The sequence below is a fragment of the Aeromicrobium camelliae genome (assembly GCF_003850045.1).
GTDB classification, from domain to species: domain Bacteria; phylum Actinomycetota; class Actinomycetes; order Propionibacteriales; family Nocardioidaceae; genus Aeromicrobium; species Aeromicrobium camelliae.
In genome coordinates, this window is record NZ_RQJX01000017.1 from 30,779 (window position 1) to 43,555 (window position 12,777).

13 protein-coding genes and 1 other RNA gene are annotated in these 12,777 nt (G+C 70.1%); 6 read left to right on the forward strand and 8 right to left on the reverse strand.

Features of this window, described 5'->3' with window-relative positions; genetic code table 11:
- Positions 1-5 precede the first annotated feature (5 nt).
- Together EHW97_RS12095 and panB are read left to right on the forward strand one after the other, a co-directional pair.
- Positions 6-1,772 carry an NAD+ synthase gene (locus EHW97_RS12095; RefSeq protein ID WP_124237432.1) on the forward strand — a complete coding sequence of 589 codons (1,767 nt, stop codon included), beginning with the start codon at positions 6-8 and terminating at the stop codon, positions 1,770-1,772.
- Positions 1,773-1,822: 50 nt separating this feature from the next.
- Positions 1,823-2,692, forward strand: a complete 870-nt coding sequence (gene panB, locus EHW97_RS12100; protein ID WP_124237433.1) for a 3-methyl-2-oxobutanoate hydroxymethyltransferase — start codon at positions 1,823-1,825, stop codon at positions 2,690-2,692.
- Positions 2,693-2,767: 75 nt separating this feature from the next.
- Here panB and EHW97_RS12105 read toward each other — a convergent pair whose 3' ends face one another.
- A complete protein-coding gene (locus EHW97_RS12105; protein WP_124237434.1) occupies positions 2,768-2,965 on the reverse strand; it encodes a hypothetical protein in 198 nt (65 codons plus the stop codon).
- Between the two features lie 72 nt (positions 2,966-3,037).
- Here EHW97_RS12105 and map point away from each other — a divergent pair, with 72 nt between their 5' ends.
- Positions 3,038-3,892 (forward strand): type I methionyl aminopeptidase, encoded by an 855-nt coding sequence (gene map, locus EHW97_RS12110; RefSeq protein WP_124237435.1) that lies wholly within the window; start codon positions 3,038-3,040, stop codon positions 3,890-3,892.
- Between the two features lie 51 nt (positions 3,893-3,943).
- Here map and EHW97_RS12115 read toward each other — a convergent pair whose 3' ends face one another.
- Together EHW97_RS12115 and EHW97_RS12120 are read right to left on the reverse strand one after the other, a co-directional pair.
- On the reverse strand, positions 3,944-4,783 hold the full coding sequence (locus EHW97_RS12115; RefSeq protein WP_124237436.1) for an aldo/keto reductase: 840 nt from the start codon (positions 4,781-4,783) through the stop codon (positions 3,944-3,946).
- A gap of 84 nt (positions 4,784-4,867) precedes the next feature.
- Positions 4,868-5,479, reverse strand: coding sequence for a FadR/GntR family transcriptional regulator (locus tag EHW97_RS12120; protein ID WP_124237437.1), 612 nt, complete (start codon positions 5,477-5,479; stop codon positions 4,868-4,870).
- A gap of 93 nt (positions 5,480-5,572) precedes the next feature.
- Between EHW97_RS12120 and EHW97_RS12125 the strand changes: the two genes are divergently transcribed.
- Complete coding sequence (locus tag EHW97_RS12125; RefSeq protein ID WP_124237438.1) at positions 5,573-6,928, forward strand: SLC13 family permease; 1,356 nt, start codon at positions 5,573-5,575, stop codon at positions 6,926-6,928.
- Positions 6,929-6,981: 53 nt separating this feature from the next.
- Here the strand turns inward: EHW97_RS12125 and rnpB are convergent.
- Positions 6,982-7,369: RNase P RNA component class A (gene rnpB, locus EHW97_RS12130), an RNA gene on the reverse strand.
- Positions 7,370-7,621: 252 nt separating this feature from the next.
- Here rnpB and EHW97_RS12135 point away from each other — a divergent pair.
- Positions 7,622-8,203, forward strand: coding sequence for a TMEM165/GDT1 family protein (locus tag EHW97_RS12135; RefSeq protein ID WP_124237439.1), 582 nt, complete (start codon positions 7,622-7,624; stop codon positions 8,201-8,203).
- A gap of 25 nt (positions 8,204-8,228) precedes the next feature.
- Entirely contained in the window at positions 8,229-8,987 is a 759-nt protein-coding gene (locus EHW97_RS12140; protein ID WP_124237440.1) for a YaaA family protein, read from the forward strand.
- A gap of 95 nt (positions 8,988-9,082) precedes the next feature.
- Here EHW97_RS12140 and EHW97_RS12145 read toward each other — a convergent pair whose 3' ends face one another.
- From EHW97_RS12145 to EHW97_RS12160, 4 genes are read right to left on the reverse strand one after another with little or no spacing between them, the layout of a single operon-like run.
- The gene (locus EHW97_RS12145; protein WP_124237441.1) at positions 9,083-10,162 is read right to left on the reverse strand and encodes a histidine phosphatase family protein; all 1,080 of its coding nucleotides are present in this window, start codon (positions 10,160-10,162) and stop codon (positions 9,083-9,085) included.
- On the reverse strand, positions 10,159-10,902 hold the full coding sequence (locus EHW97_RS12150) for a zinc ribbon domain-containing protein (protein ID WP_124237442.1): 744 nt from the start codon (positions 10,900-10,902) through the stop codon (positions 10,159-10,161). Before EHW97_RS12150 ends, EHW97_RS12145 begins: the two co-directional genes overlap by 4 nt.
- 9 nt (positions 10,903-10,911) lie before the next feature.
- The gene (locus EHW97_RS12155) at positions 10,912-12,036 is read right to left on the reverse strand and encodes a Nif3-like dinuclear metal center hexameric protein (protein WP_124237443.1); all 1,125 of its coding nucleotides are present in this window, start codon (positions 12,034-12,036) and stop codon (positions 10,912-10,914) included.
- A gap of 34 nt (positions 12,037-12,070) precedes the next feature.
- Positions 12,071-12,694, reverse strand: a complete 624-nt coding sequence (locus EHW97_RS12160) for a TetR/AcrR family transcriptional regulator (protein ID WP_166367497.1) — start codon at positions 12,692-12,694, stop codon at positions 12,071-12,073.
- Positions 12,695-12,777: the final 83 nt, after the last annotated feature.

Sequence of the window (12,777 nt, forward strand, 5' to 3'; positions counted from 1 at the left end):
GCGTCGTGCCTCAACTGCGTCTCGCCCTTGCCCAGGTCAATGCGGTCGTCGGCGACATCGACCACAACGTCGAGCTCGTCGTGAGCGCCTGTCACGATGCCGCCCGCGCGGGAGCCCACCTCGTCGTGTTCCCCGAGATGGTGCTCACCGGCTACCCCGTGGAGGACCTCGCCGGTCGGCTGACCTTCATCCGCCGCTCGCAGGAGGCGATCGCCGCCCTCCCTGAGCGGCTCGCCGACGAAGGTCTGGGCGACCTCGTCGCCGTGGTCGGACACCTCGACAGCGCCAAGCCGCGCGAGGTCGAGGCCATGCCCGAGCGGCTGGGCGTCCCCAAGAACGCCCCCACGAACTCCGCCTCCGTCATCAGCGGCGGTCGCGTCGTCGCGCGCTACGACAAGCACCATCTGCCCAACTACGGCGTCTTCGACGAGTTCCGCAACTTCGTCCCCGGCGAGGAGGTGCAGATCGTCCAGGTCCACGGCGTCGACGTCGCCATCGCGATCTGCGAGGACATCTGGCAGGACGGACCGTCGGCGGCGGCCAAGGCGGCCGAGGCCGGCCTCCTGCTCGTGCTCAACGGCTCGCCGTACGAGGCGGCGAAGGACGACGCCCGGCTGGAACTGTGCGCGCGTCGGGCCCGCGAAGGCGCCTGCGCCCTCGCCTACGTCAACCTCGTCGGCGGTCAGGACGAGCTCGTCTTCGACGGCGACTCCCTCGTGGTCGACGCCGACGGCGAGCTCGTCGCCCGCGCCGCGCAGTTCGTCCCCGAGCTGCTGGTGACCGACCTCGACCTCGCGGCGGCCACCGCGCCCATGCCGGACCCGGACACGCGCGTCCACGGGCTGCTGGTGGACCGAGTCGTCGTCTCCTCCGATCCGCTGCCTTCGTACGAGCCGCTCACACCGACGGTCGCCGAGCGGTGGGACGACCTCGGCGAGCGTTACCAGGCGATCGTTCTCGGCCTGCGTGACTACGTCGAGAAGAACGGCTTCCGGTCGGTGCTGCTCGGGCTCTCCGGCGGCATCGACTCGACGCTCGCGGCCGCCGTGGCGGTGGACGCCCTCGGCGCCGATCGCGTCTTCGGCGTCTCGAATCCCAGCGAGTGGTCGACGGAGCATTCGCGGTCCGACGCCGCCGAGCTCGCACGGCGCACCGGCCTGCATCTCGACACCGTGCCGATCGCGCCGATCTTCGACGCATATCAGGACGCCCTTCAGCTCGAGGGGCTCGCCGAGGAGAACCTCCAGGCCCGCATCCGCGCGGTGATCTGGATGGGACTGTCCAACCAGCACGGGCATCTCGTCCTCGCCTGCGGCAACAAGTCCGAACTCGCCACCGGCTACTCGACGATCTACGGCGACGCCGTCGGTGGTTATGCGCCGCTCAAGGACGTGCCCAAGACGATCGTGTGGGAGCTCGCCCGGTGGCGGAACGCCTGGGCGGAGTCGCGGGGAGAGCAGCCGCCGATCCCGGAGAACACCATCAGCAAGCCGCCGTCGGCGGAGCTGCGGCCCGGTCAGCTGGACACCGACTCGCTGCCGCCGTACGACGTTCTCGACGGCATCCTCGACGCCTACGTCGAGCGGGACCTCGGCGCGAAGGCGGTCATCGAGGAGGGCTTCGACCCAGCGATCGTGCAGCAGGTCGTCACGCTCGTCGATCGCGCGGAGTACAAGCGCCGGCAGTATCCGCCCGGACCCAAGATCAGCGCCCGCAACTTCGGCCGGGACCGACGCGTTCCCATCACCAACCGCTGGCGCGAGGAGCTGTAGGCTGCTGCTGTCCGTGGACCCCGCCGAGGGGCTGCGAGAAGGAGAAGTCGATGAACGATGCTGTTCAGCATGCCGAGGAACCGGCGCCGTACGGCGGCGGCCCCACGGCGGATCCGTCCGTCAAGAAGGTCCGGATCCACCATCTGCAGAGGTGGAAGTCCGAGGGTCACCGGTGGGCCATGCTCACCGCCTACGACCAAGGAGCGGCCACGGTCTTCGACGAGGCGGGCATCCCGGTCCTGCTGGTCGGAGACTCCGCTTCCAACAACGTCTTCGCCAACGGCACGTCGCTGCCGGTGACGGTCGACGAGCTCATCCCGCTCGCGCGCGCCGTGGCCCGTTCGGCCCGCCGTGCGCTCGTCGTGGCCGACCTGCCGTTCGGCTCCTATCAAGGCTCGCCGGAGCAGGCGTACGCCACGGCCGTGCGCTTCCTCAAGGAGGCCGAGGTGCAGGCGGTCAAGCTCGAAGGCGGGGTCGAGATGGTGCCGCAGGTGCGCAAACTGACGGAGGGCGCCGTCCCCGTCATGGCCCACGTCGGATTCACGCCGCAGTCCGAGCACGCGCTCGGCGGCTACCGCGTGCAGGGTCGCGGCGATGCCGCCCAGCGACTGATCGACGACGCCCTGGCGATGCAGGAGGCAGGCGCCTTCGCCGTCGTGATGGAGATGGTGCCCGCTCCTGTGGCGGCCGAGGTCACCAAGGCGCTCGACATCCCGACGATCGGGATCGGCGCGGGCGTCTCGTGCGACGCCCAGGTGCTCGTCTGGCAGGACATGATGGGCCTCAACACGGGCCGGTCGCCGCGCTTCGTCAAGAAGTACGCCGACCTGCACGGCGTCATGCTCGCGGCAGCCCAGGAATACGCCGCCGACGTCGCTGCCGGAACCTTCCCCGGCCCGGAGCACTCCTTCGAGAGCTGAGCGTCGACGCGCTGAGTGTGGCGTTCCGGCGCCGAAATCCGCTGATTAAGCCGGAACGTCGCACTCAGCGGGTTCTCACTCGTCCGGATCGTTCCAGGCCGGGTCGTTGTCCCAGGCCTCGTTGCGGGCCTCGGCGATCTCGAGGGCGCGCGCCGCTTCCTCCGGGGTGTCGTAGGGGCCCATGCGGTCGGCGCCGCGGCAGCCGTCCTCACCCTCGACGGTCTGGTGCTTGAAGCAGTAGTAGTACTTGGGTCCGTCGCTGTCACTGCTCATGCCCTCATCGTGCCGCAGCCGGCTCCGCTCCGCTCGACGCCCCGCTCACCCGGCCGCCGATAGAATCGCGCCATGCTCGCACCTCGGCTCACGCCCGGCGTCGTCTCGGCCGAACGGCCGGTTCCGGCGCACATCGACCGACCCGAGTACGTGGGCCAGTCCGCTCCCCTGCCCTACCGCGGGCCGCTCGTGCGGGACACCGCGACGATCGAGGCGATGCGGGTGGCAGGCCGGCTCGCGGCCCAGGCACTGGACGCCGTGGAGGCCGCGATCGCTCCCGGAGTGACCACCGACGAACTCGATCGCGTCGCCCACGAGTTCCTCGTCTCCCACGACGCCTACCCGTCGACGCTCGGCTACCGCGGGTACCCGAAGAGCGTGTGCACGAGCGTCAACGAGGTCATCTGCCACGGCATCCCGGACGACCGTCCCCTCCTCGACGGCGACATCGTCAACGTCGACATCACGGCGTACGTCGACGGCGTGCACGGGGACACCAACAAGACCTATCTCGTCGGTGACGTCGACGAGGAGTCCCGCCTGCTGGTGGAGCGCACGGAGGAGTCGCTGCGCCGAGCCATCGCAGCGGTCAAGCCCGGCCGGCAGATCAACGTGATCGGCCGCGTCATCGAGGCGTACGCGCGACGCTTCGGGTATGGCGTCGTGCGTGACTTCACCGGCCACGGCGTGGGCCCGGCATTCCACGACGGGCTCGTCATCCCGCACTACGACGACCCCGAGGCCGACACCGTCATCGTGCCGGGCATGACGTTCACGATCGAGCCGATGCTGACGCTGGGCACGATCGAGTGGGACCTGTGGGACGACGGCTGGACCGCCAGCACCCGCGACGGGAAGCGGACCGCCCAGTTCGAGCACACGCTTCTCGTCACCGACGACGGAGCCGAGATCCTCACCCGCAGCTGACACGCGCGAGCCCCCGCTCGTCCGGTGACGGGCGGGGGCTCGGCGCTGTGATCAGGCGGGGATGTAGTCGAACGTGTCGGGGTCGGGCCCGATGCGACGTCCCTCGTCGAGTGCGGAGATCGACCCCATGTCCGCGTCGGACAGCTCGAAGTCGAAGACGTCGAAGTTCTGACGCACACGCTCGATCGACGACGCCTTCGGGAAGACGATGTCGCCGCGCTGCAGGTGCCAGCGCAGGGCGACCTGCGAGGGCGCCCGGCCGATCGCCTCGGCGATCTGCGTGACCGCCGGGTTGGACAGGATCTGCCCCTGCGCGAGCGGCGACCACGCCTCGGTCGCGATGCCGTGCTCGGCGTTGACCGCACGCAGGTCGTCCTGCGCGAAGAACGGGTGGACCTCGATCTGGTTCACCGCGGGGACGACCTCGGTCTCGTCGAGCAGCCGACGCAGGTGGTGGGCGTTGAAGTTGGAGACGCCGATCGCGCGGGTCTTGCCCGACCGGTAGACCTCCTCCATGGCCTTCCACGTGTCGACGTAGTCGATGTCGATCGTGGGCAGCGGCCAGTGGATGAGGAAGAGGTCGAGCCGCTCGAGACCGAGCCGCTGGAGCGACTCGTCGAGCGATGCCCCGACCCGCTCGGGGGCGTGGTTGTTGTTGTTGAGCTTGCTGGTGACGAAGACGTCCTCGGGAGCAAGCCCGGCGGCAGCGATCGCCGCGCCGACGCCTTCCTCGTTGCCGTACATCTGCGCGGTGTCGATGTGCCGGTAGCCGACCTCCAGCGCCTCGGCGACGCGAGCCTGCGCGTCCTCCGGCGGGATCTGCCACGTTCCGAACCCGAACTGCGGAATCTCGACACCGTTGTTGAGCGTGATGTGGGGAACTGAAGCCATACTCGTGACGCTAGCGCGCCCGCATCGCACGGGCACCTCGGCGACACGGTGAGAGTTCTCTCGCCGCGCCGGGGAATAACGGCGTCAGTCGCCGAGCATGCCGGCGCACACCGTCGCGGCCGTGGCGGCATCGCCGCGGATGATCGCCTCGGCGAGCTCGTCGATGCGCGCACGAAGCTCGGGAGTCGGCGTCGGGTCGGGCGCGTGCGCGGCCAGCGTGTCGTCGAGTTCGGCCAACAGGGGCGATTCGGCGAGCCGGCGGATGCACCGCCACGTGTGCTCGAAGGTGCGCGTGCGCCCGTCGTCGGCCAGCATCGCCACCCGGAGCGAGTCCTGCGGATGGACCGCCGCGGCCCGAGCGATACCGGCCAGCATCGCCTCGCGCGCCGCGATGACCTCCGCGCGAGGGCGGGTGTCGACGCTCGCCAGCAGAGGCGGCGCGGCCGACTCGCTACTCTCCCGGACGAGGGCTCCGACGCCGTGCCGCACCTCGATCCGGCCCTTCGTCTCCAGGGCGGCCAATGCCCTCGACAGGGTCGCGCGGCTGACCCCGAGCTCGGCCGCCAGCTGCCGCTCGGGCGGCAGCCGGTCCCCGCCGACCAGCCCCTGGGCCTCGATGAAGTCGGAGATGTGCGCGGCCAGACTTTCGTAAAGACGTTCTCGGCGAACGGGCGGCAGTTTGGAGCGCTCGGGCATGGCGACATGGTAGCCACGCCACCCCGCAGTGGACAGGTGGCTGAGCCACAGCTAGGCTCCCCGGGTTGAGACTTCGATCACACCAGGAGAACCATGTCCCACGAGCTGATCGCGTTGGCCGTCCTCGCGATTGTCTTCCTCGTCGCCACGATCCGAGGCGTCAACATGGGCGCCTTGGCCCTCGTCGCCTCGTTCATCGTCGGGCTCGCGGTCTACGACGCGACCACTGACGACGTCCTGGCCGGCTTCCCCAGCGACCTGTTCGTCATCCTCGTCGGCGTCACCTACCTGTTCGCGCTCGCCAAGAACAACGGCACCGTCGACTGGATCGTCCACGCGGCCGTTCGCGCGGTCGGTGGACGGGTGGCGCTGGTGCCCTGGGCCATGTTCGCCGTGTGCGCCGCGGTCACCGCCATCGGCGCTGTGAGCCCCGCTGCGGTGGCGATCGTCGCGCCGGTCGCGATGGGCTTCGCGCTGCGCTACCAGATCCATCCGGTGCTCATGGGCATGATGGTCGTGCAGGGCGCCACGGCAGGCAGCTTCTCCCCGATCGGCATCTTCGGCTCCATCACCAACGGCGTCGTCGACAGCAACGACCTGCCCGGCAACCAGGGCGTCCTGTTCGTGACAACGTTCGCTGCGGCGACCTTGATCGCGGTCATCACCTACCTGTCCTTCGGCGGGCGCCAGCTGATCGGCCGCGGCCGCGACGAGGCGGCCGTGGGTGCGATGGGAGCGGAGGCCGAGCGCACCTCGCGCGAGGCCACTCACGCCGCGACCCGCCAGACTCCCCACTCGGCTGTCGAGGCCCGGCGCGGCGCCTCGGATTCGGACGATGCCGATGACGCCACCCGTCTCAACCCGCAGCGGTGGCTCACGCTCCTCGGGCTCCTCGCGCTCATGGTCGGTGCGCTCGGCTTCGACCTCGACGTGGGCTTCACGGCGCTCACCATCGCCGTCGCGCTGACGCTCGCCTTCCCGGCGTCGGCCAAGGGCGCCGTGGAGAAGATCAGCTGGGGCACCGTCCTGCTGATCGGTGGCATCGTCACGTACGTGTCGCTGCTGGAGAACCAGGGCGTCGTGCAGTGGCTCGGTGACGGCGTCGCCGGAGTCGGCGCTCCCCTGGTCGCGGCGCTGCTCATCTGCCTCATCGGCTCGGTGGTCTCGGCGTTCGCCTCGACGACCGGCATCATCGGCGCGCTCATCCCGCTCGCGGTGCCGTTCCTGCTCACCGAGCAGGTCAACGCGATCGCGCTGATCGCCGCCCTGGCCATCTCGAGCTCGGTGGTCGACTGCAGCCCGTTCTCGACCAACGGAGCGCTCGTCGTGGCCAACGCCGAACCCGACCAGCGCGAGATGGTGTTCAAGCGACTCATGCAATGGGGCATGAGCATCGTCGTGGTGGCCCCGCTCGTCGCGTGGGCGCTGCTGGTGGTCCCGACGGCCTGAGGGCCGCACACGGCGGGCCCGGCTCGACCGGGCTCGCCGCCGTCGGGCGGGGGCGAATGAGCCGGCCTGTAAGCCGGATTCTGTCCTCGCGCCAGGCGCGAGGGGCGGCCATCCATCTGGGACGCGCATTGCTGCGCGCCTCGGTGCGACCTACCCGCTGACATCGGACGAGCAGCCCGTCAGCGCAGGCCCGAAGGCCCTCTTGGTCTTGCTCCCGGTGGGGTTTACCTAGCCGCGACGGTCACCCGCCACGCTGGTGAGCTCTTACCTCACCGTTTCACCCTTACCCGCACCCTCGTCCCAGGACGAGGGCCGCTGGCGGTCTGCTTTCTGTGGCACTGTCCCGCACGTCGCCGTGGGTGGCGGTTAGCCACCACCGTGCTCTGTGGAGTCCGGACTTTCCTCGACACCTCACGGTGCCGCGACCGCCCGGCCGACTCATTCGCATCCTCGATCCTACGCGTGCGACGCAGCTCACGGTGCACCGCGGCCTCGCGGTCTGCTAGCGTTGCGAGCCGAAAGGGAGTAGTCCCCAATCGCTGTGTCGACATACTGAACGACCTCGGTCGATCCGGTGCAGCGGGCCAGATGTCTGGCGGACGAGACTTTCGACCGGACCGTAGTACAGACGACGAGCCGGTCGAGGACTCGTCATCGCGGCTCTTCGTCCAGCTCGGACGAGGAGCTTTTTTCATGTGGGACGCCCTGGTGCTCAGCACCGTCGTGATCTTCGTCGCCGAACTGGGCGACAAGAGCCAGCTGATGGCGATGACGTTCGCCTCCCGTTACCGTGCGCGGGACGTGCTGGTCGGCATCACCCTCGCGACGGCGATCGTGCACCTCGCCTCCGTGGCGATCGGCTTCTGGATCGGCGAGGCCTTCGCCGACTACCAGGGCTGGATCGCGATCGCGGCCGGTATCGCATTCCTCGGGTTCGCGGCCTGGACCTTGCGCGGTGACGAACTGACCGAGGACGAGGCCGCCAAGGCGCGCACCAGCACGGGCGCCGCGATCCTGGCGGTCGGGTTCGCCTTCTTCCTCGCCGAACTGGGCGACAAGACGATGCTCGCCACGATCACGCTCGCCGTGCGTGAGGACTGGTTCGGCACCTGGATCGGCAGCACCATCGGCATGGTCGCCGCGGACGCCCTCGCGATCGTCGTCGGTGCCGTGCTCGGCCGCCACCTGCCCGAGAAGGTCATCCGCTACGTCGCCGCGGCGGCCTTCGCGGTGTTCGCCGTCCTCCTCCTCGGCGAGGGCGTCCGCGCGGTCTGATCGACGCCGCCGGTAGGGTCGTCGGGTGCTGATCCTGCTCCCACCGTCCGAAGGCAAAACCCGGCCCGAGCGGGGCCGCGCACTCGACCTGGAGACGCTCGGTCTCCCTGAGCTCACCACGACTCGCGAGCAGCTCCTGCGCGCGCTCATCCGGCTGAGCGAAGGCAGGCCGGCGCGGGCGATGGAGGTGCTGGGGCTCGGTCCCACGCAGGCCGACGCCCTCCCCCGCAACGCGAACCTGCGGGACGAACCGACCGCCCGGGCCGACGCCGTCTACACGGGCGTGCTGTTCGAGAACCTCGATCCGGCGAGCTTCGACGAGAGCGTCCGCGAACGCGCCGACCGCACTCTGGCGATCGCGTCCGCGTTGTTCGGCCTGGTCCGCCCGAGCGATCACATCCCCGCGTACCGGCTCTCCGGCTCAGTCACGCTGCCGCGGTTGGGCACCGTCGCGAGCCGGTGGAAGCCCCGCCTTCCGGCGGCGATCGAGCGTCTCGCCGACGGGCGGCTCGTCGTGGACCTGCGGTCCGGCACGTACGTCAATCTCGGCACTCCTCCGCGCGATGTGCCCACCGCGACGATGCGGGTCCTGCACGAGAAGGGCGGCAAGCGCACCGTCGTCAGCCACTTCAACAAGGCGACCAAGGGCCGCGTCGTCCGCCAGCTGCTGAGCGAGGGAGTGGACGCGACGACGATCGACGAGCTCGCGACCGCCTTGCGCGATCTCGGCTGGACCGTGGAACGCGAGAAGAACCGCCTCGACCTCGTCGTCACGCAGCTCTGACGCCCCGCAGCGGTGGGTATGCGTCCGTTCCCGGACCCCAGATGGACGCTGAGTCACCGCCCGCGCCGGAGAATGGACGCTAAGTCACCGCCCGGTCACGGGACGGCGTTGAAGGAGCGGAGGCTCGCGTTGCCGTCGGGCCACCACGCCACCGTGGAGATCGACGCCGGAGCGAGTTCCATCCGGTAGATCGCAGTGATCGGCGCACCGAGGGCGAGTCCGACGAGCATCTTGATCGGGGTGACGTGGGTGACGGCGACGACGGTCTTACCCGCGTACTGCTCCAGCAGCCGGTCGCGCGCCGCGGTGACGCGCTCGAGCACGGCATCGAACGCCTCTCCGCCGGGCGGCGCCACCGCCGTGGAGCCGAGCCAGGCGCTGATCTCGTTCGGCCAGCGTTCCTGGATCTCGGCGAAGGTGTAGCCGTCCCACTCGCCGAACGACGTCTCGGCGAGCCCGTCGTCCACGGCGACGTCGAGCCCCAGACGCCGGCCGACGTGATCGGCCGTCTCGCGAGTACGGCGCAGCGGAGAGGCCACGACGGCGTCAGCTCCCCCGTGGCCGGCGATCCACTCCGCCGCACGCTCGGCCTGCTCGTGCCCCACGGCGGTGAGCTCGGGATCGGAGGCCCCCATCCCGCTGAACGCCTTGCGCTCGGTGAACGGAGTGACGCCGTGGCGGACGAGGATCAGGGTGGTGGGCTCGCCCGTGACAGCGCTCCAGCCCTGAGCGGGAGCGCGCACGACGTCGGCGGACGCGTCGGGCAGCTTGCCGTCCAGCGCCGCATTCACCAGCGCGTCGGCGGCCTTGTTCTCGCTCCGCGGTACCCACGTCCAGGTGATCGGCAGCAGCTCCCGGGCGATGAGCTGCGCCTCGAGCGCGAGCGGCTTCATGTCCGGGTGCTTGATCTTCCAGCGCCCGGCCATCTGCTCGATGACGAGCTTGGAGTCCATGCGGACCTCGATCTGCGCGTCCGGTGCGTGCTCACGCGCCAGCTCGAGACCGGCGATCAGCCCGCGGTACTCGGCGACGTTGTTCGTGGCCGTGCCGATGACCTCACCGCGCTGAGCGATGACGGCACCGCTGATCGCATCGCGCAGCACAGCGCCGAAGGCCGCCGGGCCGGGATTGCCGCGCGACCCACCGTCGGCCTCGACGATGACGCGCGAACTCACAGACCTGGCTCGCGCGTGCGCACGAGGATGCGGCTGCACTCGGGGCAGCGCTGGACGTCGTCGTCGGGCGCCTGGGCGAGTTCACGCAGGTCGGCGCCGTTCAGCTCCAGTCGGCATCCCTCGCAGCGCCGCGCGCGCAACGCGGCGGCGCCGAGGCCGCCGTGGGTGCTCCGGACCTTCTCGTACAGCGCGACGAGATCCTCGGGCAGCGAACGCGCGATGGCACCGCGCGCGGCCTGGACGTCAGCGAGCTCGGCATCGATCGACGCGTAGGCCTCGTCGCGTGCAGCGACGAGCTGGTCGCGTGTCTGGTGGCGCGCCTGCAGATCGTTGGCGACCATGTCGAGGGCGGCCAGCGCCTCCTCGAGCGACTCCATGACCTCGAGCTCGGCGTCCTCGAGCGTCGCGATCCGACGGTCGAGCGCGACGATCTCGTGCTGCAGGCTCTCGAGGTCCTTGGGGTTCGTGACGGCGCCGGAGTTGAGCCGCTCCTCGTTGCGCTGGCGCCGCGTCTTCACGAGCTCGACCTCCTGGTCGGCCTTCTTCTGCTCGCGTTCGAGGTCGGACACCCGCGTCGACGCCTCGATCCGCTTGCCGTCGAGCGCCGCGATCTCGGCGTCGAGCTCGGCGATCTGGGCGAGCTCGGGCAGCGACTTCCGGCGGTGCGTCAACTGCGCGATCGTGGAGTCCTTGGCCTGCAGGTCGAGCAGGGTCTGCTGGGCGGACGGTTCGGCTTTCAGGGTGGCTCCTCAGCTCAACGTGGTGGTCCACGGATCGGTGACGATGGTGGAGACGTGTGTCTTCACCGTACCGCCAAGGCGCGCTGCGACCTCGCGCGCCGCCACCGGAAGCCAGGTCCATTCGGCTGCCCAGTGGGGAACGTCGATGACGGCGCACGCGCCCGGCTGTTCGAGGTGCTCACTGACCGGGTGGTGGCGAAGGTCGGACGTCACGTAGACGTCGGCGCCCATCGCGTCGGCTCGGCCCAGCAGGAAGTCGCCGGAGCCGCCGCAGAGCGCGACGGTGCGCACCTCGCGGCCGAGGTCGCCGGCGATCCGGGTCGCGCCGTGGTGCTCGGGCAGTGCGCTCGTGACGTGCCGGGCGAACTCGCCGAGCGACATGGGCGTCTCGAGGACGCCGATCCGCCCGCTCCCGCGTCCGCTGGGGCGCGCGGCCGTCTCGATGAGGTCGTAGGCCACCTCCTCGTACGGGTGGGCGGCGAGGAGGGCGGCGCGGACCGTCTCGCGACGCTGGGCCGGAGCGACCATCTCGATCTTGACCTCGTCGACGTACTCGACTTCGCCGATTCCGCCGATGGCCGGACTGGCACCCTCGAGGGGCCGGAACGAGCCCGTGCCGCGCGACTGGAACTGGGCGCGGTCGTAGTCGCCGAGCCGACCCGCGCCGGCCTCGTGCATCGCGGCCGCCACGGCATCCGCATCCTGGACGGGAACGAAGACGGCCCACTTGTCGAGGCCCGGGTCGAGATCGTCCTCGAGCGGCCGCAGGTCGCGGAGTCCGAGCGCGTGCGCCATCGCCTCGGAGACGCCGAGCGGCGGGGCGTCGGCGTTGGTGTGGCACGTGTGCAGGCCGATGCCGTTCGACACCAGCGTGTGGACGACGCGACCCTTCGGCGTGGTGGCGGCGACCGAGGTCGTGCCCTTGAGGTACAGCGGATGGTGGGTCACGACGAGATCGGCACCGATCCGCACCGCCTCGTCCGCGACGGCCTGCACGGGGTCGACGGCGAAGAGGATCGTGCGCACCTCGGCGGCCGGATCACCCGCCACCGTGCCGACGGCATCCCAGCCGTCGGCCCACCGCGGATCGTAGAGCTCGTCGAGGACGGCGACGACGTCGCGAAGCGTGGTCACGGCGCCACTGTAGTCGCACCGCCCGTCGCGCCGGTCATCGCTCGGCGGGCTCGCTGAGCGCGAGGAGCAGCGTCGGAATCTGCTCGCGCATGGCGGTGAGGTCGGCCTCGTCGGCGTCGGAGCCGAGGAACGCGTCGCGCAAGGTGGCGTCGAAGATGGCGATCAGCAGCCGGGTGGCGTCGCGAAGGTCGATGGTGAGGCGACGCCCCAGCGCCTGGCATGCGGCGTCGATGACGTCGCCGAATTCGCGATGCGTCTGCTCCCAGAGTTCGGCGTAGACGTCCGCGATCCGGTGCTGGCGCACAGCGTGGGTGACGAATTCCTGGTGCACGAGGAACCACGTACGGTCCGTGGGCTGGCTCGTGACGAAGCGGTCGAGGACGTGGGCGATGCTGCCGATGTCGCCGCCCTCGAGCTTGTCCTCGACGGCCGAGCGCAGGGCGATCAGCATGCGGTCCTTCTCCCGCATGAAGAGGTCGAGGATGAGGTCGTCCTTGCTCGCGTAGTTGGAGTAGAACGCACCCCGCGTGTACCCCGCGCGCTCGCAGATCTGCTCCACCGTCGCGCCTTGGATACCCGTGTCCGCGAGCACCTCCCGCGCCGCGTCGAGCAGCCGCTCGCGGGTGCTGGCCCGTCGCCGTGTCGCCGACTCCTGCATGGACGCCCTCCCTCTCGACCGCACCGAGGGTACCGCAGACCACACCGTCGATACATTGACGTATCGAATACAGATTTGTATCG